Source organism: Pseudomonas sp. BF-B-15, from assembly GCF_019946675.1.
Lineage (GTDB): Bacteria > Pseudomonadota > Gammaproteobacteria > Pseudomonadales > Pseudomonadaceae > Aquipseudomonas > Aquipseudomonas migulae.
Genome location: NZ_JAGYFZ010000014.1, coordinates 35,048 through 56,001 on the forward strand (window position 1 = coordinate 35,048; position 20,954 = coordinate 56,001).

Here is a 20,954-nt window from a genome sequence, read left to right on the forward strand (position 1 = left end):
ACTTGCAAGCGTGATCCGCTCGTGTACGGTAGTCCCATTCCGCCCGCTCAGGAGATGACCGTGAAAGAAATCACCCAACTGGCCGCCGAACTGGGCAGACGCCTGCAGGTTCTCAATGCTCATGTCACCGCAGCCGAATCCTGTACCGGCGGCGGCATTTGCGAGGCGATCACCCGGATTCCGGGGAGTTCGGCGTGGTTCGAGGCCGGTTATGTGACGTACTCCAACCGGCAGAAGACCGAGCAACTGAATGTCCCGGTCGGGTTGTTTGCGACGGTGGGGGCGGTCAGTCGCGAAGTGGTCGAGGCCATGGTCCGTGGCGCCCAGGAAAAAAGCCGGGCGTATTTTGCCGTGGCGGTCAGCGGTGTGGCGGGGCCGGATGGCGGTTCGCCGAACAAGCCGGTCGGCACGGTCTGGCTGGCCTGGGGGGTGGGGGAGCGGGTGTTCAGCGAGGTGCAGCACTTCCCCGGCAACCGCGATGAGGTTCGCCGACAAACGGTGAAGGCCGCGCTAGAGGGGCTGCTGCGCCATGCCTCGGGAGAAATCTCAAATCAGGGGTAGGCGATCCTGAATCGCTGTGGAATAATACTGGCTACTTATACAGGTGTTGGCCGTCAGGCCTTATTGATTACGTGAGGACTTTAATGGACGACAACAAGAAGAAAGCCTTGGCTGCGGCCCTGGGTCAGATCGAACGTCAATTCGGCAAGGGTGCCGTAATGCGTATGGGCGATCAGGACCGTCAGGCGATCCCGGCTATTTCCACTGGCTCTCTGGGTCTGGACATCGCGCTCGGCATTGGCGGTCTGCCAAAAGGCCGTATCGTTGAAATCTACGGTCCTGAATCCTCCGGTAAAACCACGCTGACACTGTCGGTAATCGCCCAGGCTCAAAAAGCCGGCGCGACCTGCGCATTCGTCGACGCCGAACACGCCCTCGATCCTGAATACGCCGGCAAGCTTGGCGTCAACGTCGACGACCTGCTGGTTTCCCAGCCGGACACCGGTGAGCAGGCCCTGGAAATCACCGACATGCTGGTGCGTTCCAACGCGGTTGACGTGATCATCGTCGACTCCGTAGCCGCCCTGGTTCCAAAGGCCGAAATCGAAGGCGAAATGGGTGACATGCACGTGGGCCTGCAAGCCCGTCTGATGTCCCAGGCGCTGCGTAAAATCACCGGTAACATCAAGAACGCCAACTGCCTGGTGATCTTCATCAACCAGATCCGTATGAAAATCGGCGTGATGTTCGGCAGCCCGGAAACCACCACCGGTGGTAACGCGCTGAAGTTCTACGCTTCGGTTCGTCTGGACATCCGCCGTACTGGCGCGGTGAAAGAAGGTGATGAAGTCGTCGGTAGCGAAACCCGCGTCAAGGTTGTGAAGAACAAGGTCGCTTCGCCGTTCCGTCAGGCCGAGTTCCAGATTCTTTACGGCAAGGGCATCTACCTGAACGGTGAGATGATCGACCTGGGTGTTCTGCACGGTTTCGTCGAGAAGTCCGGTGCCTGGTATGCCTACGAAGGCACCAAGATCGGTCAGGGCAAGGCCAACTCGGCCAAGTTCCTGGCGGACAACCCGGAAATCGCGGCGAAACTTGAGAAGCAATTGCGTGACAAGTTGCTGTCTCCGTCATCGGTAGCGGAATCCAAAGCTTCTGCGGTCAAAGAGACTGAAGATGACCTGGCTGACGCTGATATCTGATTGATCCGATGACCGCCGTACTCGATACACTCGTCGCGGTGCGGCGAACCGCAATGGACCTGCTCGCGCGACGCGAGCACGGTCGAGTCGAGCTGACGCGTAAACTGCGTCAGCGCGGCGCTCTCCCTGAAATGATCGACACAGCACTCGACCGCCTGACGGAAGAGGGCCTGTTGTCCGAATCCCGTTACCTCGAAAGCTTCGTTTCCTACCGTTCCCGTTCCGGCTATGGCCCTTTGCGTATTCGCGAAGAGTTGAGCCAGCGTGGCCTGCAACGCAATGACATCGAACTCGCACTGCGTGAGAGCGGTATCAACTGGCAGGAACAACTGGAAGATACCTGGCGGCGCAAGTTTGCCGGGCATTTACCGATAGACGCACGGGAACGCGCCAAGCAGGGACGGTTTCTCGCTTATCGGGGATATTCCATGGAAATGATCAACCGCTTGTTCAGCGGTCGAGGAATGGATGATTAAACAAAAACGGCCCGCTATTTCGATAGCGGGCCGTTTTTTTTTGCCTCTTCATAAAGTTCCGAGAAACTCAGGCAACTCAATAACCTGTAGGAGCCGGCTTGCTGGCGATGGTCGTTAACGATGACGTGTGCTGTCTGAATCAACGCGTCGCACTTGAGTCCATCGCCAGCAAGCCGGCTCCTACGGGTGGGGCGAGTACGCTGCCGTGCTTTTCCTCACGTAACCTTTGACGGTTCCCGCGTGCGTTGTTGCGCCTGGGGTTTGGACTGCGCCCAGTTTTCCGGCAGGTTGATGTAGTCCACCAGTTCGCGCAGTCGTCCATGATCACGGGCGTTAAAGGTGAAGGCCAGGCGAGCGAGGTGGCTGAACTGCGGTTCGTCGTGCTCCTCGCCGCTGTAGGCATGCTGATGGAAGTGATCGCTCAGGCACAGGTCGGCGAACGCTTGTTGCATGTGCTCGAGCGCAGCATCACTGAGTTTGTGGTTCATGCGGATCACGAACTGATGCTTGAGCCAGCGGCTGGAGTGGAAGTTGCTGTAGAACTGATTGATCTGCTCCACTGCCTCCTCGGCGTTGTAGACCAGGCTCACCAGCTTCATGTCGGTCGGCAGGATGTAGCGGTTCTCCTCCAGTTGATTGCGGATGAAATCCAGTGCGCCTTGCCAGAACGTGCCACCTGGAGCGTCCAGCAGCACCACTGGTACCAGCGGGCTTTTACCGGTTTGAATCAGTGTCAGCACTTCCAGCGCTTCATCAAGGGTGCCGAAACCGCCAGGGCACAAAACCAGCGCATCGGCTTCCTTGACGAAGAACAATTTGCGGGTAAAGAAAAAGTGAAATGGCAGCAAGTTGGTGGTGCCGTTCACGGTGGGATTCGCATGCTGCTCGAAGGGCAGGGTGATGTTGAATCCCAGGCTGTGTTCAAGGCCGGCACCTTCGTGGGCGGCCGCCATGATGCCGCCGCCTGCGCCGGTGATCACCATCAGGTCGGAGCGCGCCAGTGCGGCGCCGAGTTCTCTGGCCAGACCATACAGCGGGTGTTCTATCGGTGTGCGGGCCGAGCCGAATACCGTGACTTTGCGCCGGCCCCGGAATTGTTCGAGCACACGGAAGGCGTGTTCGAGTTCGCGCAGGGCTTGCAGGGTGATCTTGGCATTCCAGCGGTTGTGATCGTCCTGGGCCATGCGCAGCACGGTCAGGATCATGTCGCGGTAGATCGGGATGTTCGGGCTGTTGGGTGAAACCAGGTTGAGTTGCTCTTCGACCTTGCTGATGAGGTCGTGGCCGCTTTCTTCGAAATGACGGCTGAGGAGGTCATTCGGTTGGTAAGGCATCAACTTCTCCTTCCGTACAGGCTCTGTTGTTCCTTTGGATGAAAGAAACATTCGCATCGGAAAACGCAAACCAGGCAGCCCCTTTTCTGCCCTGAAAAGTGAACGGGAACACTATGAATCTAGACCCTCTAGATGGTTTTCGCTGACTTGATCATTGCGCTGCAAAGTCTTTCCTGGCAACCGCTTATTGACGATTTGCAAGGTGATTTCACCGCTCGTCTGAACCTGCGCCAAGTGTCCGGCACTCTGATTTACTAAATTACAGACGTGACACGACAGCTTTGCGTCAAAGGCAGGGCGCACGGTACAAGCGGTTCAAGGATTTTGTCGCTCAAGCAAGGGCGAAGTGCAAGGAGGCGGGATGCTATGGCCAGAGTCATTCTGGAGATCGATACGCAACTGTATCGATTATTGAAGTCATCGGCCGAGACCAATCATTTGAGTCTCGAAGAGGAGTGTTGCCGGCGTCTGGAGGGAGCCGAGCGGCGTTCGCGCTATTTACAGGCGTTGTTGGCCGAACTGCGCGCCGAGGATGAACAGCGGCGCGCCAATTCCCATTGATTACTTTTTCTTTGCCGGCGGCGTGGCTTTCGGGCAATCCGATTCCTCGAAGCTGGCGGAGCCGACCGCGCGATTGGTTTTCACCTCGGTAAAGTCGTAACGCATGATCGCGCCCTTCTTCATCAGCTTGCGGAACCCCTCGTTTCTGCAGACGGAAGCGCCAAGCTGGAAGTACACCGCTTTCGGATCAGCCCGCATCTTGTTGGCGTGGCTGCTTTGCACGCTCAAGTGGTTGATCAGAACATTGCCTTCGGCGGTGTAGCCCTGGTCGAGAATGTCTTCGTTGATCGCCCGTGGCGTGCCGACGCTGCTTTGTGCGGCGACGTTTCGCAGCTCTCTGTTGAGATTCTGCTCACTCAAGGACGCAGCCTGAGCGCTGAAGGACGACGCCAGCAGGATGGCAGCGGTGGGAACGATAAGGCGCAGCATGAAACTCTCCTGGTTCGGTGACTGGTGGTTCGACCAGCCACAGGGCTGTGCGTTCATTGGCGGCGAATTATAGGGGAGCCCGTCTGGACGGTACAGGCTTGTGCCGGCCGCTCTGGTAAACTGCCGGCCTTTATCGCCCTGAGTGCCGTTCGTGTCGAGTTTTCCTGTCTGCCGGTGTTGCCCACGATGAACCACGCCCCCAACGCCGTAGCCCGCTTGCGCGACCAGCGCGAAGAGGAGGGCATCAAGCCGATTCAGGCCCGAGGCTGGAGGGCGACGCGTTGCCGTGCCTGCCGCGTGATCGAGAGCCATTGCCTGTGTGCCTGGCGTCCGCAGGTCGAGACCCGCTCGGGCGTGTGCCTGATCATGACCAACAAGGAAGTGTTCAAGCCGAGTAACACGGGGTGGCTGATCGCTGACGTAGTGCGCGACAACCATGCGTTCATCTGGTCGCGCACGGAAACCGATCCGCAGTTGCTGGCGTTGCTCGCCGACCCGCAATGGCAGCCGTATCTGGTGTTTCCGGGCGAGTACGTCGAGCCTGAGCGTGTGACCAACACCGTCGAGGTGGATAGCAGCAAGCGACCGCTGTTCATTCTGCTGGACGCGACCTGGACCGAAGCCCGTAAGATTTTTCGCAAAAGCCCGTACTTTGAATCATTGCCGATCCTGAGCCTGCTGCCCGAGAAGCTGTCGCGCTATCGTCTGCGCCGGTCGACTCGCAGCGAGCATTTGTGCACGGCGGAAGTGGCGGCGTTGTGCCTCGATCTGGCGGGCGATGTCGACGCCGCGTCGGCACTGGACGCTTATTTCGACGTGTTCAGCCAACATTACCTCGATGCCAAGCATCAGCTGGAAATGAACGTTGCAACACCGGCACATGCCGAGCTGATGCCTTTCGTACCGAAAGCGGCCGTCGTCACGGCCTGATTGTCGCCCATACTGCAAAGAACTGTAGCGGCCAGGCACCTTGACCACCCCGGTTTCGCTGGGCATGCTTGGCGCCGATTGGGGCGCGGCTGTAGTTTCAGACGCCGTATTCTTTACGTGATTGCCACGTCGTTGGCGTTGAACGTGCCCTGTTGGTGCAGCTCCGTGGCTGCGCCTTGAGCTGTTAGAAGAACAGGATCATTTGAAAAATGGCCACATACGAAATCCTGATTGCCGATGACCACCCTCTTTTTCGTAGCGCCTTGCATCAAGCGTTGACCCTGGGCCTTGGCCCGGAAGTCCGTCTGGTGGAAGTGGCGAGCATCGCCGAGCTGGAAACCCGCCTCGACGAAAAATCCGACTGGGACCTGGTGTTGCTGGACCTGAACATGCCGGGCGCCTACGGTTTTTCCGGGCTGGTGCTGCTGCGTGGTCAGTACCCGCAAATTCCGGTGGTGATGGTGTCGGCCCAGGAAGAAGCCTCGATCATGGTCAAGTCCCGTGAGTTCGGTGCCAGCGGTTTCATTCCTAAATCGAGTGACCTGAGCGTGATCCAGAAAGCCGTGCGTTCGGTACTGGATGGCGATGTGTTCTGGCCGCCTCAGGCGTTCGAAGCAGTCAGCGTTTCCGATGAAGCCAAGGCCGCCAGTGAAGGCCTCGCCAGCCTGACACCGCAGCAGTTCCGGGTGCTGACCATGGTCTGCGAAGGCCTGCTGAACAAACAGATTGCCTACGAACTGAGCGTGTCCGAAGCGACGATCAAAGCCCACGTCACGGCGATTTTCCGTAAGCTGAATGTACGGACCCGAACCCAGGCGGCGTTGCTCCTGCAACAACTTGAGTCAATTTCAAGCCACTGAAGGTTGGCGTCTTCACGCTTTTTTGACTTTGGTTGATCTAGCTTTCCCACTCCTTTTTGGTCAGTTGCCACTTTTATGTCCCCTTTCAAAGGCCAGACCGGCCTGAAACGCATCCTTAACGCCTCCGGTTACTCGCTGGACGGCCTGCGCGCAGCCTTCACCGGCGAAGCGGCTTTTCGGCAACTGGTGTTGCTCAATGTCATCCTGATTCCGATTTCGTTCTTTTTGAACGTCAGCCGCGTCGAGCAGGCGCTGTTGATAGCCGTCTGCTTGTTGGCGTTGATCGTCGAGTTGCTCAATTCAGCGGTGGAAGCGGCCATCGACCGCATTTCCCTGGAACTGCACCCACTGTCCAAGAACGCCAAGGACATGGGCAGCGCCGCGCAGCTGGTGGCGTTGACCATGATCGCGCTGGTGTGGGCGGTGATCCTGCTTTAAGCGATGGTGGGCAGCACGATCTCGTCGCTGCGCTGAACCCCGGCGGTGAAAGCGCGGCACAGGTCGAGGAATTCGCGCATCGCCGGCGTCTGAAATTTCTGTTTGTGCCAGATGAAATAGAACTGCCGCGCCAGATCGAGATCCGGCGTCTCCACCGGCACCAGGCTGCCGCGGCGAAACGCGTCGCGCAGTGCCAGCCGTGAAATGCAGCCAATCCCCAATCCTGATTCCACCGCGCGCTTGATCGCTTCGGTGTGTTCCAGCTCCAGGCGGATATTCAACGCGCTGCGATGATGACGCATGGCCTGGTCAAAGGTCAGGCGCGTGCCCGAGCCTTGCTCACGCAGAATCCACGCCTCGTGGCTCAGTTCTTCCATGGTCGCCGTGCCGCGCAGGGCCAGCGGATGCTGCGGCGCGCAGAACACCACCAGCTCATCCTCGACCCAACTCTGCACTTCGATGTCCGGATGGCTGCAGTCGCCTTCGATTAGACCCAGATCAATTTCATAATGGGCAACTTGTTGCACGATGTTGGCAGTGTTTTGCACGTGCAGCTTCACCTGGCTTTCCGGGTGGCGCTGCATGAAGCTGCCGATCAGCAGCGTGGCCAGGTAGTTGCCGATCGTGAGGGTCGCGCCGACCGCCAGCGAGCCGAAACCGGATTTGCCGTTGAGCAGGTCTTCGATTTCCTTGGCCTGGTCGAGCAACGCCACCGCTTGCGGCAACAATTGCTTGCCGAGGGCGTTGAGGCTCAGCCGTTTACCGGCGCGGTCGAACAGCTGGCAGCTGGACTGGCGCTCCAGTTCGGTGATTGAAGTGCTTGCCGCCGATTGCGACAGGTTGAGCAGGCCCGCAGCACGGGATACGCTTTCCTGCTGGGCGACGGCGACGAAGACTTGAAGTTGACGGAGAGTAAATCGCATATCGATATAACCGATAACCCTTATCTTAATAATCCATTTAACAGATATTGTCGCTGCCATTAGAATGCGATGCAATTGCGCAGACCACAGGCGCAGGCAAAATCTCCAGGAGTCCCACGTACATGAGCAACATGAACCACGAGCGTGTCCTCAGTGTTCACCACTGGAACGACACTCTGTTCAGCTTCAAGTGCACCCGCGATCCGGGCCTGCGCTTCGAGAACGGTCAGTTCGTGATGATCGGCCTGCAACAGCCCAACGGCCGGCCGCTCATGCGCGCTTACTCGATTGCCAGCCCGAACTGGGAAGAGCATCTCGAGTTCTTCAGCATCAAGGTGCCTGATGGCCCGCTGACTTCCCAGTTGCAGCACCTGAAGGAAGGCGACGAGATCATCATCAGCAAGAAGCCTACCGGCACGCTGGTACTGGACGACTTGAAGCCTGGCAAACATTTGTACCTGCTCAGCACCGGTACCGGTCTGGCGCCGTTCATGAGCGTCATCCAGGACCCGGAAACCTACGAGCGTTTCGAAAAAGTGATCCTGTGCCACGGCGTACGTTACGTCAACGAAGTCGCCTACCGCGAATTCATCACCGAGCACCTGCCGCAGAACGAGTTCTTCGGCGAGGCCCTGCGTGACAAGTTGATCTACTACCCGACCGTGACCCGCGAGCCGTTCGAGAACGAAGGTCGCCTGACCGACCTGATGCGCAGCGGCAAGCTGTTCAGCGACATCGGCCTGCCACCGATCAACCCGCAGGACGACCGCGCCATGCTGTGCGGCAGCCCGAGCATGCTCGACGAAACCAGCGAAGTGCTGAACAGCTTCGGCCTGAAAGTTTCGCCGCGGATGCGCGAGCCGGGTGATTACCTGATCGAACGTGCGTTCGTCGAGAAGTGACCGAAGGTCACCTGTAGGAGCCGGCTTGCTGGCGATGGTCGTTAACGATGACGCGTTTCTCCCAGGATAAACGCGCTGAGTTCCAGTCCATCGCCAGCAAGCCGGCTCCTACATTAATCGCGTAGCGCATGGAAAAGCCCGCATGACCCGAGAAGGTCATGCGGGCTTTTTCGTTTCTGGCGTTTAAACCTGTGCGGGAATGACCTCAAGGACGCAGATCGAATCCGGCGTCGGATAGTGCCACCGCACATCCACATCCCAGAATTGCGCGCCATATTCCCGCTCAGGCGCGGGCGTCTGATAAGCCGGCCGCGGATCTTGCGCCAAGCACTGCTCAACCAGCTCTACCAAAGGCTCTTCAAGACGCTGAGCGTGCCCATGCGCCTGTTGCAACGCCGAGTCCGTCCACTGCACGGGAATCAGCTGCGGCGCAGCGCTGGCGATGCTATTGGACGCCGTGTCGATGATGTCGGCATAAGGCACGTAAGGTTTGATGTCGAGAATCGGTGTGCCATCCAGCAAGTCGATGCCGGATATCCACAGGCGATTGGCCTCGACCTTGTCCAGCTTCACCACGGATTGGCCGATGCCGTTGGGCCGGTGCGTCGCGCGGGTGGCGAACACGCCCATGGATTTGTTGCCGCCGAGGCGAGGCGGGCGGACTTTCAGGCGTGGCTTTTCTTCCAGGGCCTGATGGAACAGGAACAGCAGCCAGACGTGGCTGACCTGCTCCAGACCCTGCACGGCGTCGCCCTGATCGAACGGCGCCACCAGTTCCAGCACGCCGCGAGCGGCGGGTGCCAGTTGCGGCTGGCGCGGGATGGCGAACTTCTCCTTGAAACAGGAGCGCACGAAGCCGATGGGGGAAACGCTGTAGGTCATTGGTTTAGGGTCGAAGCAGGATTGAGGCGGGCATGATAACCCGATCGACATACATTCAGCGGTGCTTGTGCCGGCCCCATCGCGAGCAGGCTCACTCCCACAGTGGATCTCGGTCTGCCACAGATTCTGTGGACACAGAAAATCCTTGTGGGAGTGAGCCTGCTCGCGATAGCTGCACCACTAATCTAAAGGCTAAACCCACCATCCAACGGAATAATATTCCCGGTCATGTAAGCCCCCGCCGTACTCGCCAGACTGATCGCCAATGCCGCCATCTCTTCCTCCCGGCCCCAGCGCTTCATCGGAATCAACGCCGTATCCTCCGCCAACGCCTGCTCATCATTACCGATGTGCTGGGTCATCTTGCTTGGAAAGCGCCCCGGTGCGATCACATTGACGTTGATGTGCTGGCTCACCAGTTCCCGCGCCAGAATCCGCGACAATTGATGCAGGGCCGCCTTGCTCGGCCCGTAGGCATAAGCCTGTTCGCCGAAGGAAGAAATCCCCGCCACCGAGCCGATGTTGATGATCCGCGCCGGATTGGCTTCTGACCCGGCCTTGCGCAGTAGCGGCAAGAATTGCTGGATGCAGTTGAACACCGATGTCACGTTGAGCTGCATGACCTTTTCCCAGCCCTTGACCGGGTAGCTTTCCAGCGGCGCACCCCAGGTGGTGCCGGCGTTGTTCACCAGGATATCCAGATGGGTGATCTGCTCGGCCAACCCCGTGGCCAGTTGCAGTACACCTTCTTCAGTGGCCAGGTTGGCGGCCACCGCGTGGCACGTTCCGAAGGCGCTCAACTCGTCAGCCGTTTGCTGACACGCTTCGGCATCGCGCGCGCAGACGTACACGGTGGCGCCGGCCTCGACATAGGCCTTGGCGATCATTTTGCCGATACCACGGGTGCCGCCGGTCACCAGAGCGGTGCGGCCTTGCAGGGAAAAGTACGGGTGCATGGCGAATCCTGAGAGCTGAGGGTGCATACACCCTAGTCGTCAGCCGCTGGAAGCGGAGCCACTATTTTTGCGCGGAATGGGGATTCATACAGCCAGACCTGCCACCCCGACCTGTAGGAGCCGGCTTGCTGGCGATGGCGTCCTTAAGATCGCTATCGCCAGCAAGCCGGCTCCTACAGGTGAGGGTGGTGGCCCATAGGCCGTCGTCGCTTATTGCGGGCGAACGCGCAGGGTCAGGCCCTTGAGGAAGTTGCGCAGCAACTGGTCGCCGCACGGGCGATAATTGGTGTGGCCGAACTTGCGGAACAGCGCGCTCAGCTCAGGCTTGGACACCGGGAACTCGGCGGCCTTGAGGATCGCGTGCATGTCGTCTTCTTTCAGCTCGAAGGCCACGCGCAGTTTTTTCAGGATGATGTTGTTGGTCACCGGCACTTCGATTGGCTGCGGCGGACGGCTTTCGTCCTTGCCGCGCTTGAAGATCACTAGGCCGTCGAGGAAGTGCGCCATGACTTCGTCCGGGCAGCGTACGAAGCCTTCCTCGTCCTCTTCTTTCTTGTCGAGGTAGGTCAGCAGGGCTTCCAGGGACACGTCCATGCCGCCGAGCTTGATGATCTCGATGACTTTCTTGTCGCTGATGTCGAGCATGTAGCGCACGCTGCGCAGTACGTCGTTATGAATCATGGTGTGCAATCCTGATAGTCGGCAGTGGGCGCCGCATAAACCGCGGCGCCAGAATGTGTGGCGGCGTGAAAAGTCTTAGAACTTCTCTTTGCCGGACAGGTAGCGCCATTGGCCCAACGGCACTTTGCCAATGGACACGCCGCCGATGCGGATGCGGCGGATGGCGACGACCTTCAGGCCGACGGCCTGGCAGAACAGGGCAATCACGCCCGGTTGTGGGTTCTTCATCGCAAAACGCAGGCGGTTTTCGTTCTGCCAGCTGGCCTTGACCGGCGGCAGTTCCTTGCCCTTGTAGGTGAGGCCATGGTTCAGGCGGTTGAGGCCGTGAGCCACCATCTCGCCTTCAACCTCGACCACATACTCTTGCTCGATTTTCGCGGAGTCGGCGGTGAGTTTGCGCAGGATCTTCCAGTCCTGGGTGAACACCAGCAGACCGCTGGCGTTGGCCTGCAGGTCGGTGCTGGCGGTCAGACGCTGGAAATGGCCCTTGAGCGGACGTTTGCTGAAGCGATGTTCTTCGCTCAGGGTTTCGGCGCTGATGGTGGCCATGGCCGTATCCGCGTCCATGCCTGCCGGCACGTTGAACAGGATGGTCACCGGCTCTGGTGCGGTGGCCTTGGCCTGCGGGTCGAGCTCGACTTTCTGGGTGTCGACCTTGAACTGCGGCTCGTCGATGACTTCGCCGTCCACGGTGACCCAGCCGCCCTCGATGAACAGCTCAGCCTCCCGACGGGAACAGCCGACGAGTTCGATGAGGCGTTTGGAGAGACGTATCGGGTCAGTCATGACAGGGCCGTAACAAAAAAGGGGTGGGCATTGTACCTGCTGGGCGCCGGTTAATCCCGGCTCCATTTACGCCGTACAGCTATTTGTAGGAGCTGGCTTGCCAGCGATGGAGGTCGGAACACCGCGTTTATCCAGAAAGGACGCGTTATCGTTCGGGTCCATCGCCGGCAAGCCGGCTCCTACACAGGTCAGCCGTTGCTCGACTGTTGCCGGGTTTGGCGCAGCCGCATATGCAACAACGGATAAGGCTGCCCCATACCGTCATGCTCGGTGCGGCCGATCACCTCAAAGCCCTGTTTGAAGTAGAACCCCAGCGCCTGCGGGTTCTGTTCATTGACGTCCAGCTCATCGGCGTTCAGGTGTTCCATGGCATAACGCAGCAACTGCTTGCCCAGGCCCTGGCCACGGTGGGCCGGGTCGATGAAGAGCATTTCGACTTTGCCCGCTGCCACGCCGGCGAACCCGGTGATGCGCTGGCGCGAGTCTTTGGTGCAGATCAGCATCACCGCGTCGAGGTAGCGGGTCAGTACCAGATTCTTCAGCAGTTCGATGTAACTGTCCGGCAGAAAGTCATGGGTGGCGCGCACCGAGTCTTCCCAGACCCGAGTCAGTTCCTGGTAGTCGCTCTGTTTCGGCGTGTGGATGACCGAATGTTGGCGCATGGCCGAATGCCCCTTTTGCAGTGGATGGCGCGAGTCCTTTCTCCCACAAAACGATAGACGTAAAAAAGCCCCGCATCTCGTCAAGAGAGCAGGGCTTTTCGTATTTTTTGCGTTTAGATCTGTTCAGCCCACAGGTCGTATTCGTCGGCGTCGGTGACCTTGCACCAGACTTTGTCGCCCGGTTTCAGGTTGCTGCCGTTGTCGATGAACACGTTGCCGTCGATTTCCGGGGCGTCGAAGAAGCAACGGCCAACCGCGCCTTGCTCGTCGACTTCATCGACCAGCACTTCGATTTCACGGCCGACGCGCATTTGCAGGCGCGCCGAGCTGATGGCTTGCTGGTGCGCCATGAAGCGGTCCCAACGGTCTTGCTTGACGTCGTCCGGGACGATGTCCAGGTCCAGGTCGTTGGCCGGAGCGCCTTCGACCGGCGAGTACTGGAAGCAGCCGACGCGGTCGAGCTGGGCTTCGGTCAGCCAGTTCAGCAGGTACTGGAAGTCTTCTTCGGTTTCGCCCGGGAAGCCGACGATGAAGGTCGAACGGATGATCAGGTCCGGGCAGATCTCGCGCCAGTTCTTGATGCGCGCCAGGGTCTTGTCTTCGAACGCCGGGCGTTTCATCGACTTCAGGACTTTGGGGCTGGCGTGCTGGAACGGGATGTCCAGGTACGGCAGGATCTTGCCGGCGGCCATCAGCGGGATCAGCTCGTCGACGTGCGGGTACGGGTAAACGTAGTGCAAGCGAACCCAGACGCCGAGGGTGCTCAGGGCTTCGCAGAGTTCGGTCATGCGGGTTTTCACCGGCGCGCCGTTCCAGAAACCGGTGCGGTACTTCACGTCGACGCCGTAGGCGCTGGTGTCTTGCGAGATCACCAACAGCTCTTTGACGCCGGCCTTGACCAGGCGCTGGGCCTCGTCGAGGACGTCACCGACCGGGCGGCTGACCAGCTTGCCGCGCATCGACGGGATGATGCAGAAGCTGCAGCTGTGGTTGCAGCCTTCGGAAATCTTCAGGTACGCGTAGTGGCGCGGGGTCAGCTTGATGCCTTGCGGCGGCACCAGGTCGATCAGCGGGTTGTGATCCTGACGCGGCGGCACGACGTCGTGCACGGCGTTGACCACTTGCTCGTACTGCTGCGGACCGGTCACGGCCAGCACGCTCGGGTGCACGTTGCGGATGTTGCCTTCTTCGACGCCCATGCAGCCGGTCACGATGACCTTGCCGTTTTCCTTGATGGCTTCGCCGATCACTTCCAAAGATTCAGCCTTGGCCGAGTCGATGAAACCGCAGGTGTTGACCACCACGACATCGGCGTCCTGATAAGTGGACACAACGTCATAACCTTCCATGCGCAGCTGGGTAAGGATGCGCTCGGAGTCGACCAGTGCTTTGGGGCAACCCAGGGATACGAAGCCAACCTTTGGATTGGCCGGCGCAGGAGTGGTGGACATGTCTAACCTCGGTATTTGTGACGCCTCCAGCCGAAGACGGCAAGGCGACAGACGGGCGCTTGTTGCGCCTCTGATCAAAAAGTGCGCAATTCTAGCGATGAGACGTTCACTTGACCAGCTTTATGAAGGGAAATACGACGAGTGCTGCGCTATGCTTCGCGCCGTTAAGCTTTACCGATTTTTTACAGTCAACAAAACGTCTGTAACGTCATGTAAAACAGCGCATGCTGCGTGACAAAGCATAGTGCTTCTTCCAAGAAGTCCGGTCTGGGTAGTAGGAGTGTTGGATGGGTCAGGCAAGTAGTCAGGCGGCGGGTGCCGAGCATTCGGCGGCAAAGCCGATCGGCATGCTGGTGGCGGCGGTCGGGGTGGTTTACGGCGATATCGGCACGAGCCCGCTGTATACCCTCAAAGAAGTGTTTTCCGGTGGTTACGGCGTACCGGTCAACCATGACGGCGTGTTGGGCATCCTGGCGCTGATCTTCTGGTCGCTGATCTGGGTCGTCTCGATCAAGTACATGATGTTTGTCCTGCGCGCCGACAACCAGGGCGAAGGCGGGATCATGGCGTTGACCGCGCTGGCGCGGCGGGCAGCGGCAGGGCACAAGAAGTTGCGCACGTTGCTGGTGGTCTGCGGGCTGATCGGCGCGGCGCTGTTCTATGGCGACAGCATGATCACTCCGGCGATCTCCGTGCTTTCGGCGATTGAAGGTCTCGGGCTGGCCTTCGAAGGCATCGACCATTGGGTGGTGCCGCTGTCGTTGATCGTGCTGGTGGCGCTGTTTTTGATCCAGAGCCACGGCACCGCGCGAATCGGCATCCTGTTCGGGCCGATCATGGTCACCTGGTTCCTGGTCCTGGGCGCACTGGGCGTCTACGGCATCATGCAGCATCCGGAAGTGTTGCAAGCGATGAACCCGGTCTGGGGCGTGCGCTTCTTCATCGTTCACCCGGGCATGGGCGTGGCGATCCTCGGCGCGGTGGTGCTGGCGTTGACCGGTGCCGAAGCGCTGTACGCCGACATGGGCCACTTCGGACGCAAGCCGATTGCCCGCGCCTGGTTCATCCTCGTGCTGCCGGCGCTGGTGCTGAACTACTTCGGCCAGGGCGCCTTGCTGCTCGGTGACCCGGAAGCGGCGCGCAACCCGTTCTATCTGTTGGCGCCAAGCTGGGCGTTGATTCCCCTGGTCGGCCTGTCGACCCTGGCCACGGTGATTGCTTCGCAAGCGGTGATTTCCGGCGCGTTCTCCCTGACCCGTCAGGCGATCCAGCTCGGCTACATTCCGCGCATGCACATCCAGCACACCTCCAGCGCCGAGCAAGGCCAGATCTACATCGGTGCGGTGAACTGGGCGCTGATGGTCGGCGTTGTGCTGCTGGTACTGGGCTTCGAATCTTCCGGCGCCCTGGCCTCGGCTTACGGCGTTGCGGTGACCGGGACCATGTTGATGACCAGCATTCTGGTGTCGGCAGTGATACTGCTGCTATGGAAATGGCCACCGGTCCTTGCGGTGCCGGTCCTGTTGGGATTTTTGCTGGTCGATGGCGTGTACTTCGCCGCCAACGTGCCGAAAATCGTACAGGGCGGGGCCTTCCCGGTGATCGCCGGTATTGCGCTGTTCGTGCTGATGACGACCTGGAAGCGCGGCAAACAACTGTTGGTGGAGCGCATGGACGAAGGCGGGCTGCCGCTGCCGATTTTCATCAGCAGTATCGCCGTGCAACCGCCGCATCGCGTCCAGGGCACCGCCGTGTTCCTCACCGCGCGGCCAGACGCCGTACCCCACGCGTTGTTGCACAACTTGCTGCATAACCAGGTGCTGCACGAGCAAGTGGTGCTGCTGACGGTGGTGTACGAAGACATCCCGCGAGTACCGACGACGCGGCGCTTCGAGGTGGAATCCCACGGCGAAGGGTTCTTCCGGGTGATCCTGCACTTTGGCTTTATCGACGAGCCGGACGTGCCGCAAGCGCTGAAGCTGTGCCATCTCGATGACCTCGACTTCAGCCCGATGCGCACCACCTACTTCCTCAGCCGCGAGACGGTCATCGCCTCCAAACTTGAGGGGATGGCGCGCTGGCGCGAGGCGTTGTTTGCGTTCATGTTGAAGAATGCGAATGGCAATTTGCGGTTCTTTAATCTGCCGCTGAACCGGGTGATTGAGTTGGGGACGCAGGTCGAGATGTAACCCCGCGACATCAAAAAGCCCCCGTTGCCGTGAAGGCAGCGGGGGCTTTTTATTGCCCTACGCCTGACGCTGGCTAACAACGATCCCCTGTGGGAGCGAGCCTGCTCGCGATGGCGGACTAACATGCACCATTAATGTTGCCTGACAGATCGCTATCGCGAGCAAGCTTGCTCCTACAGGGACCGTGTTGCTGGTTTTTTGTGAGTGTGCCCCGTCGCTTTTAGTTGCGCTCAGGTCATTGTTTTTTGGATTCGGTTTTTGTCCAGGCAGGCCGCTCCAGCACCTTCACTGCATCATCAACCACGGCCTTGCTCATCGCCGTCAAATAATGCGCGGCCCAGGCGTGTCGGTCGGTGTCTCGGGCGTAGGCAGCATCTTTGGTCAGCTCCTTGGCCAGGTACAGGAAATCGGACGCCATGGCTAACGCATCGCTGAGAGGAACGTCTCGCGTGACATGGAATAGGGGTTGGTTTGAGCAGTAGAGGACGGGGGTGAGGCCGATGGTTTTTAGTTCTGAGGGGGCAGGTGAATCTGTTTTGCTCATGGTGTATCTCCTAAGCTGAGGAGCCGCCACGTTCGTTTCCAAGCGAATGGGTGGCAGCTGTGCGCAGGTTGGAAAACCGGGAGCCTAGGAAACCGGCACGTCCGAAGACGTCCCACGCACAACCGCCATGACACAGAATTGCAGCCGTAAATGTCTGCGGTCATGTTGGGCACGTTGTTGCCTACGCTCGACGGGTTTCCAAGCCCGATCGCTGAATGGTCAGCGACGTCCGGAGACTATCCCGTCAAAGAAAAGCGCAACAAGGCATCAAAGTGCCCAAAAAACACGATTCGGAGTTTGCCTACAAGGTCTGCGGGCGTCATCCGATATTGCGTCACCTTAAGTAAACGAAACTAAACATCCGGCAGAGCTACACGGCCGCGGAGCTGCGGGATCAGTCTTCGGTGAAGTAGTCCGAGTCAATGTGCTTGATCTCATAAACCTGCTTCACGCTACAGCCCAAATTGTTCTCGACCATCAGGCGAGCCAGTTCCACACCATCGATCAGCACCACTTTGATATCCAGGCCGAGCGCAGCATCGCGCGCGCCAACGGAGAAATCGGAAGTGGTGATGAACACGCCCTTGCGGGCACGCTGACGGGTGAGGGCGCCGATGAACTTGTCGATCTCCGGCCGGTGAACCGTGTTGCTCCAGCGTTTGGCTTGCAGGTAAATCACATCCAGGCCGAGCTTGTCTTCCTTGATGATGCCGTCGATGCCATCGTCATTGGTCTGTTGAGTCGCGCGACCGGCCTCTTTACGTGAGCCGCCATACCCCATGGCGATCATCAGATCGACCACCAGTTGTTCGAAGAACGTCGGCGAAGCACCGCGCACTTGCGCGAGCAGCTCATCAGCTAACGATTGCATCAAGGCCTGATGGGCTTGAGCGAGTTGCTCATCCGGGGTGATGTCTTCGACGGGCTCGATTTGGGTGCCGGGGGCATCGTTGCTTGGTCGCGCGCCATGGAACGCACCGAATTCTGGATAGCGTTTGAGCCAGCTAATGCTGATCCGTTGCGGTCCGGATACCAGTACTTCGCGGCCACGCTCGGTAATTTGCACGAGGCCTTTGCTCGGGATGCTCAGCAAACCTGCCTTGTTCAGGTAGGTACGAGCCCAACCGATACGGTTGTTAATGACTGTCTGCTGTCCTGACGGCAGCATTTCATGGCGTTCGGCTTCGCTCAGTTGGAACTGCTCGGTGACCTGCTCACGCAGGGTTTTGAGGCTGATAGGCAGGCCATCAGCGACCATGGCCAATACGGGACGCATGACGGATTGGAAATCGGGTATGGCCATGATTGCTTCCTTGCTTGAGTTCAGGCCGAGGCCTTGCGGCTACGTTTTACTTTGGGGGCTGCGGCGCGCTGGGCTTTTATGCGTTCGAGCAGCACGTTAGCGGGTTCGTCGTTCGGGTCTTGGGGGACGAGTTCTCCGCGGAAGGCTTTGGCCAGGATGCTTTGGGTCAGGTGGTCGATACGGGTTTTGGCTGAGGCAACTTTGGCTTCCAGTTGGTCCGCGAAGGCGAAGAGTTGTTCGACTTGGCGGATCACATCAGTTTGTATACTTAAACTAGGATAAGTAACAACAAAGTCCTTAAGGTCCTGACCTGAAATTCCTTTTTGGCCTGACGTTGATTTCACAAGTTCCATAACCCGCTGTCGTGTGGAAGGGGCCGAAAAAAATATTTCTAAGTACTCGGGGAGAACGATGTTTGTATTGCAGCGAACTCGAATAAGTTTGTCTGGGTACACTAGTGTCGCATGCGATACTTCCCTAACAAGACCACACACTCCCACCAGCTCAAGAGTGCCATTGTACCGAGTGAACAAAAGGTCGCCAGCTTTCAGTGAATAGCGATTTCTTTCAGAATCATCGCATTCTAGAAAGCGAACTTCTGCTTGGTCTACTGAACCTGCTCGAACCGAGCTTATGCGGAGGATCGGAATTCCTTTTCCAGCCTCATTTGGTTTGGCAGACAGCCCGTTTCGCATTTCGCGGATTAGATTTCCCAGGGGAGTTTTGGCGCTTTGGTTCTCTAGTTCGCTACGCCCTCTCGATTCCTCCGCCAAATGCCCGGACACCGCAGCGGCAAGGACAGATTGGCGGAAGCGTTTGAGCAGCTTGGGGATAGCGTCGATGCGGGCTTTGAGGGTGTCGACTTGAGTCAGCAGTTCGTCGAGTTTTTGGGCGATGCGTGTTTGTTCAGCTGACGGTGGTAAAGGAAAATCGAAAGACTCAAGTTTCTCGGAGTCAACGCTTTGGACTGTTGTGCCGGCTTTGCTGCATTCCGATAGGATTTGTGAACCGTAGTATTTCAGCATGTAAAAAGTAAACTTCGGTGAAACTCCTTGGGTGGGGCGTAATACTTTTATGTCCTGGTTTACTGTAACTCGAGCGCCGGTCAACGCGACAGGGAATGTATGCTGAAGAATACCACTGCGCGTCACCATCAATACTGAGTCTTTTGGATAGAGCGTCATACCAGCAGCAACTAAAGCGATATCAGAGATTTTGTCCTCAGAAGTTTCCAGCAACGACTTCTTCATGTCCTTTGGAGATACCCAAGGAACATCGGGACTCGACCAAAATGCTGGATTGGCTTTTGAAGGGGTCTTGCCACCCGACAAGCCGCGAGTGTCTTTCAGTGAAAAGTGTGTCCATCCAATTGGCAACTCACTCATCACCAGCCTCCTGAGCTACGGTCAACCCCATCACTTCTGCGATCAACTGCTTCTGCGCCGCCACTTCATCCCCAGCACCCATTGCCTTCATCAGCTCTTCCAACTCATGCAGGGCTTCGGTCAGCTCGGCCATTGCCTCGCCTGCCAGTACTTCCGGTGCGGGCAAGTCGTTGGCATCAACGCTATCTGCATCCTTGAGCCAACTGATATCCAGCGAATCGCCACGCTGCTCAATCTGCTCGCGGGTAAAAACACGGAAGCGGCTAAGCTCGCCAATGCCTTCAACATTCTCCGCACGCGGGCTTTTGCCATTGGCATCGCCCCCATAGGCATCTTCAAAAGGCTTGAGGTGGGCTGCGCCAAACGGTGTGCGCTTGCCAAAGCTAGGCATATTGCTGCGGAGGTCATAGATCCATACACGCTGCGTGCAACCTTGATCCTGACGAGGGTTATCGAGGGTGCCTTTCTGAAAAAACAACACGTTTGTCTTCACGCCCTGAGCGTAAAAGATACCCGTGGGCAGACGCAGGATGGTGTGCAGATTGCACTTGTTCATCAAATCGCGACGTACATCGGTGCCAACGCCCGCTTCGAAAAGCACGTTGTCCGGCAGCACCACGGCAGCACGGCCGCCAGGTTTGAGGCCTCGATAAATATGCTGCAAGAACGCTAGCTGCTTGTTGCTGGTCTTGTAAGTCAGGTCATCACGAGTCGGACCGCCGCCACCTTTCGCGGTACCGAACGGTGGGTTGGAAAGAATCACATCCACTTTCGGCAGGTTGGCTCCGGTTTGCCCGAGGGCATTGCCCAGGTGCACCACGCCTTCTTCATCACCTTCCATGCCGTGTAGCAAGGTGTTCATGAGCGCTAGGCGGCGAGTGCCAGGCACTAGCTCTACGCCGATATAGGCACGGTTGCGCTGAAAGCTTCGAGCTTTTTCATCAAGGTCGTAGTGATCGTCGGTATGACCTTTGATATAGGCATCAGCGGCAATCAAAAAACCAGCGGTACCCGCCGCCGGATCCTGAATGACTTCGCCCGGCTGGGGCTTGATGCAGTTAATGATGCTGTCAATCAACGGACGCGGGGTGAAGTACTGGCCGGCACCGGATTTGGTTTCGCTGGCGTTCTTTTCCAGCAAACCTTCATAAAGATCACCCAGGCCATCGCGACGGGCGCTGAACCAGTCAATGCCGTCGAGGCTTTTGATCAGTTGCTCCAGATGGCGCGGCTCTTTCAGGCGGGTCTGAGCATCTGCATAGATGGCAGCGATCAGCGGGTCGGTGTTTTTGCCCAGATCGAGCAGCATCTGCCGATAGTCGTTGAGCAGATTCAGCCCCGACTTTCCGTTCAGGTCCGTCCAGCGCGCACCTTCGGGCAGCTTGTGGCTAAAGTTGTCGTTGTTCTGAACCTGTTCGAATTCCATCTTGATGAACAGCAGCAGCACCAGCTCGGTGACGTAGTCGCTGTAGTTGATGCCGTCGTCACGGAGGACGTCGCAAAGGTTCCAGAGCTTCTGGACGATGTCGCTGTTGTTCATGGGGAATTCTCTAAAAAAT

General features: G+C 58.4%; 23 protein-coding genes. 10 read left to right on the forward strand and 13 right to left on the reverse strand.

The genetic code is table 11. From position 1 onward, the window contains the following. The first annotated feature begins 60 nt into the window (after nucleotides 1-60). The 3 genes from KGA97_RS06935 (at nucleotide 61) to recX (ending at nucleotide 2,179) form a co-directional block, all read left to right on the forward strand. On the forward strand, nucleotides 61-561 hold the full coding sequence (locus tag KGA97_RS06935; RefSeq protein WP_192228516.1) for a CinA family protein: 501 nt from the start codon (nucleotides 61-63) through the stop codon (nucleotides 559-561). Between the two features lie 83 nt (nucleotides 562-644). Further along, the gene (gene recA, locus KGA97_RS06940; protein ID WP_008030012.1) at nucleotides 645-1,703 is read left to right on the forward strand and encodes a recombinase RecA; all 1,059 of its coding nucleotides are present in this window, start codon (nucleotides 645-647) and stop codon (nucleotides 1,701-1,703) included. An 8-nt stretch (nucleotides 1,704-1,711) separates the two neighbouring features. Beyond that, nucleotides 1,712-2,179 carry a recombination regulator RecX gene (gene recX, locus KGA97_RS06945; RefSeq protein WP_192228517.1) on the forward strand — a complete coding sequence of 156 codons (468 nt, stop codon included), beginning with the start codon at nucleotides 1,712-1,714 and terminating at the stop codon, nucleotides 2,177-2,179. A gap of 215 nt (nucleotides 2,180-2,394) precedes the next feature. Here recX and KGA97_RS06950 read toward each other — a convergent pair whose 3' ends face one another. Then, nucleotides 2,395-3,513 (reverse strand): TIGR00730 family Rossman fold protein, encoded by a 1,119-nt coding sequence (locus KGA97_RS06950; RefSeq protein WP_008039292.1) that lies wholly within the window; start codon nucleotides 3,511-3,513, stop codon nucleotides 2,395-2,397. A gap of 132 nt (nucleotides 3,514-3,645) precedes the next feature. On the opposite strand from KGA97_RS06950, the gene KGA97_RS29440 reads away from it, so the two are divergent. Then, nucleotides 3,646-3,771 (forward strand): hypothetical protein, encoded by a 126-nt coding sequence (locus KGA97_RS29440; protein ID WP_259331695.1) that lies wholly within the window; start codon nucleotides 3,646-3,648, stop codon nucleotides 3,769-3,771. Nucleotides 3,772-3,879: 108 nt separating this feature from the next. Continuing rightward, the gene (locus KGA97_RS06955; protein WP_008030018.1) at nucleotides 3,880-4,074 is read left to right on the forward strand and encodes a hypothetical protein; all 195 of its coding nucleotides are present in this window, start codon (nucleotides 3,880-3,882) and stop codon (nucleotides 4,072-4,074) included. On the opposite strand, the gene KGA97_RS06960 is transcribed toward KGA97_RS06955, so the two are convergent. Continuing rightward, a complete protein-coding gene (locus tag KGA97_RS06960; protein WP_008030019.1) occupies nucleotides 4,075-4,503 on the reverse strand; it encodes a PA3611 family quorum-sensing-regulated virulence factor in 429 nt (142 codons plus the stop codon). 186 nt (nucleotides 4,504-4,689) lie between these two features. Here KGA97_RS06960 and KGA97_RS06965 point away from each other — a divergent pair, with 186 nt between their 5' ends. From KGA97_RS06965 to KGA97_RS06975, 3 genes are all read left to right on the forward strand, one after another. After that, a complete protein-coding gene (locus tag KGA97_RS06965; protein WP_008039290.1) occupies nucleotides 4,690-5,433 on the forward strand; it encodes a tRNA-uridine aminocarboxypropyltransferase in 744 nt (247 codons plus the stop codon). Between the two features lie 209 nt (nucleotides 5,434-5,642). Then, nucleotides 5,643-6,293 (forward strand): response regulator transcription factor ErdR, encoded by a 651-nt coding sequence (gene erdR, locus KGA97_RS06970; protein WP_192228519.1) that lies wholly within the window; start codon nucleotides 5,643-5,645, stop codon nucleotides 6,291-6,293. Between the two features lie 75 nt (nucleotides 6,294-6,368). After that, nucleotides 6,369-6,731, forward strand: a complete 363-nt coding sequence (locus KGA97_RS06975; protein ID WP_008030027.1) for a diacylglycerol kinase — start codon at nucleotides 6,369-6,371, stop codon at nucleotides 6,729-6,731. Here the strand turns inward: KGA97_RS06975 and KGA97_RS06980 are convergent. Then, nucleotides 6,728-7,654 (reverse strand): LysR family transcriptional regulator, encoded by a 927-nt coding sequence (locus KGA97_RS06980; RefSeq protein WP_008030029.1) that lies wholly within the window; start codon nucleotides 7,652-7,654, stop codon nucleotides 6,728-6,730. The genes KGA97_RS06975 and KGA97_RS06980 overlap by 4 nt on opposite strands. A 122-nt stretch (nucleotides 7,655-7,776) precedes the next feature. Between KGA97_RS06980 and fpr the strand changes: the two genes are divergently transcribed. Continuing rightward, nucleotides 7,777-8,556, forward strand: coding sequence for a ferredoxin-NADP reductase (gene fpr / locus KGA97_RS06985; RefSeq protein WP_003443014.1), 780 nt, complete (start codon nucleotides 7,777-7,779; stop codon nucleotides 8,554-8,556). Between the two features lie 183 nt (nucleotides 8,557-8,739). Here fpr and tsaA read toward each other — a convergent pair whose 3' ends face one another. The 6 genes from tsaA to rimO all read right to left on the reverse strand — a co-directional run bounded on the left by tsaA (nucleotide 8,740) and on the right by rimO (nucleotide 13,974). Continuing rightward, nucleotides 8,740-9,438 (reverse strand): tRNA (N6-threonylcarbamoyladenosine(37)-N6)-methyltransferase TrmO, encoded by a 699-nt coding sequence (gene tsaA / locus KGA97_RS06990; RefSeq protein ID WP_008039281.1) that lies wholly within the window; start codon nucleotides 9,436-9,438, stop codon nucleotides 8,740-8,742. Nucleotides 9,439-9,623: 185 nt separating this feature from the next. Then, nucleotides 9,624-10,394 (reverse strand): SDR family oxidoreductase, encoded by a 771-nt coding sequence (locus KGA97_RS06995; protein WP_223480456.1) that lies wholly within the window; start codon nucleotides 10,392-10,394, stop codon nucleotides 9,624-9,626. 210 nt (nucleotides 10,395-10,604) lie between these two features. Continuing rightward, nucleotides 10,605-11,075, reverse strand: coding sequence for a DUF1456 family protein (locus KGA97_RS07000; RefSeq protein ID WP_008030033.1), 471 nt, complete (start codon nucleotides 11,073-11,075; stop codon nucleotides 10,605-10,607). A gap of 75 nt (nucleotides 11,076-11,150) precedes the next feature. Beyond that, nucleotides 11,151-11,861 carry an rRNA pseudouridine synthase gene (locus KGA97_RS07005; RefSeq protein WP_223480457.1) on the reverse strand — a complete coding sequence of 237 codons (711 nt, stop codon included), beginning with the start codon at nucleotides 11,859-11,861 and terminating at the stop codon, nucleotides 11,151-11,153. A 188-nt stretch (nucleotides 11,862-12,049) separates the two neighbouring features. Beyond that, nucleotides 12,050-12,523 (reverse strand): GNAT family N-acetyltransferase, encoded by a 474-nt coding sequence (locus KGA97_RS07010; RefSeq protein ID WP_008030037.1) that lies wholly within the window; start codon nucleotides 12,521-12,523, stop codon nucleotides 12,050-12,052. 113 nt (nucleotides 12,524-12,636) lie between these two features. Then, nucleotides 12,637-13,974, reverse strand: a complete 1,338-nt coding sequence (rimO, locus tag KGA97_RS07015; protein WP_008030039.1) for a 30S ribosomal protein S12 methylthiotransferase RimO — start codon at nucleotides 13,972-13,974, stop codon at nucleotides 12,637-12,639. 287 nt (nucleotides 13,975-14,261) lie between these two features. Between rimO and KGA97_RS07020 the strand changes: the two genes are divergently transcribed. After that, a complete protein-coding gene (locus KGA97_RS07020) occupies nucleotides 14,262-16,163 on the forward strand; it encodes a potassium transporter Kup (protein WP_008030040.1) in 1,902 nt (633 codons plus the stop codon). 235 nt (nucleotides 16,164-16,398) lie between these two features. Here the strand turns inward: KGA97_RS07020 and KGA97_RS07025 are convergent, their stop codons facing one another. From KGA97_RS07025 to KGA97_RS07040, 4 genes are all read right to left on the reverse strand, one after another. After that, entirely contained in the window at nucleotides 16,399-16,707 is a 309-nt protein-coding gene (locus KGA97_RS07025; RefSeq protein WP_223480458.1) for a DUF3077 domain-containing protein, read from the reverse strand. 394 nt (nucleotides 16,708-17,101) lie between these two features. Further along, nucleotides 17,102-18,010: a restriction endonuclease gene (locus KGA97_RS07030; RefSeq protein WP_223480459.1), complete on the reverse strand. Its 909-nt coding sequence runs from the start codon at nucleotides 18,008-18,010 to the stop codon at nucleotides 17,102-17,104. A 20-nt stretch (nucleotides 18,011-18,030) separates the two neighbouring features. Beyond that, on the reverse strand, nucleotides 18,031-19,395 hold the full coding sequence (locus KGA97_RS07035; protein WP_223480460.1) for a restriction endonuclease subunit S: 1,365 nt from the start codon (nucleotides 19,393-19,395) through the stop codon (nucleotides 18,031-18,033). Next, nucleotides 19,388-20,935 carry an N-6 DNA methylase gene (locus KGA97_RS07040; protein WP_223480461.1) on the reverse strand — a complete coding sequence of 516 codons (1,548 nt, stop codon included), beginning with the start codon at nucleotides 20,933-20,935 and terminating at the stop codon, nucleotides 19,388-19,390. The genes KGA97_RS07035 and KGA97_RS07040 overlap by 8 nt, the downstream gene beginning before the upstream one ends. Nucleotides 20,936-20,954 lie beyond the last annotated feature (19 nt).

Coding starts and splice junctions, on each gene's coding strand:
- recA (WP_008030012.1), top strand. CDS start 645: ATGGACGACAACAAGAAGAAAGCCTTGGCTGCGGCCCTGGGTCAGATC.
- recX (WP_192228517.1), top strand. CDS start 1,712: ATGACCGCCGTACTCGATACACTCGTCGCGGTGCGGCGAACCGCAATG.
- KGA97_RS06950 (WP_008039292.1), bottom strand. CDS start 3,513: ATGCCTTACCAACCGAATGACCTCCTCAGCCGTCATTTCGAAGAAAGC.
- KGA97_RS29440 (WP_259331695.1), top strand. CDS start 3,646: ATGGTTTTCGCTGACTTGATCATTGCGCTGCAAAGTCTTTCCTGGCAA.
- KGA97_RS06955 (WP_008030018.1), top strand. CDS start 3,880: ATGGCCAGAGTCATTCTGGAGATCGATACGCAACTGTATCGATTATTG.
- KGA97_RS06960 (WP_008030019.1), bottom strand. CDS start 4,503: ATGCTGCGCCTTATCGTTCCCACCGCTGCCATCCTGCTGGCGTCGTCC.
- KGA97_RS06965 (WP_008039290.1), top strand. CDS start 4,690: ATGAACCACGCCCCCAACGCCGTAGCCCGCTTGCGCGACCAGCGCGAA.
- erdR (WP_192228519.1), top strand. CDS start 5,643: ATGGCCACATACGAAATCCTGATTGCCGATGACCACCCTCTTTTTCGT.
- KGA97_RS06975 (WP_008030027.1), top strand. CDS start 6,369: ATGTCCCCTTTCAAAGGCCAGACCGGCCTGAAACGCATCCTTAACGCC.
- KGA97_RS06980 (WP_008030029.1), bottom strand. CDS start 7,654: ATGCGATTTACTCTCCGTCAACTTCAAGTCTTCGTCGCCGTCGCCCAG.
- fpr (WP_003443014.1), top strand. CDS start 7,777: ATGAGCAACATGAACCACGAGCGTGTCCTCAGTGTTCACCACTGGAAC.
- tsaA (WP_008039281.1), bottom strand. CDS start 9,438: ATGACCTACAGCGTTTCCCCCATCGGCTTCGTGCGCTCCTGTTTCAAG.
- KGA97_RS06995 (WP_223480456.1), bottom strand. CDS start 10,394: ATGCACCCGTACTTTTCCCTGCAAGGCCGCACCGCTCTGGTGACCGGC.
- KGA97_RS07000 (WP_008030033.1), bottom strand. CDS start 11,075: ATGATTCATAACGACGTACTGCGCAGCGTGCGCTACATGCTCGACATC.
- KGA97_RS07005 (WP_223480457.1), bottom strand. CDS start 11,861: ATGACTGACCCGATACGTCTCTCCAAACGCCTCATCGAACTCGTCGGC.
- KGA97_RS07010 (WP_008030037.1), bottom strand. CDS start 12,523: ATGCGCCAACATTCGGTCATCCACACGCCGAAACAGAGCGACTACCAG.
- rimO (WP_008030039.1), bottom strand. CDS start 13,974: ATGTCCACCACTCCTGCGCCGGCCAATCCAAAGGTTGGCTTCGTATCC.
- KGA97_RS07020 (WP_008030040.1), top strand. CDS start 14,262: ATGGGTCAGGCAAGTAGTCAGGCGGCGGGTGCCGAGCATTCGGCGGCA.
- KGA97_RS07025 (WP_223480458.1), bottom strand. CDS start 16,707: ATGAGCAAAACAGATTCACCTGCCCCCTCAGAACTAAAAACCATCGGC.
- KGA97_RS07030 (WP_223480459.1), bottom strand. CDS start 18,010: ATGGCCATACCCGATTTCCAATCCGTCATGCGTCCCGTATTGGCCATG.
- KGA97_RS07035 (WP_223480460.1), bottom strand. CDS start 19,395: ATGAGTGAGTTGCCAATTGGATGGACACACTTTTCACTGAAAGACACT.
- KGA97_RS07040 (WP_223480461.1), bottom strand. CDS start 20,935: ATGAACAACAGCGACATCGTCCAGAAGCTCTGGAACCTTTGCGACGTC.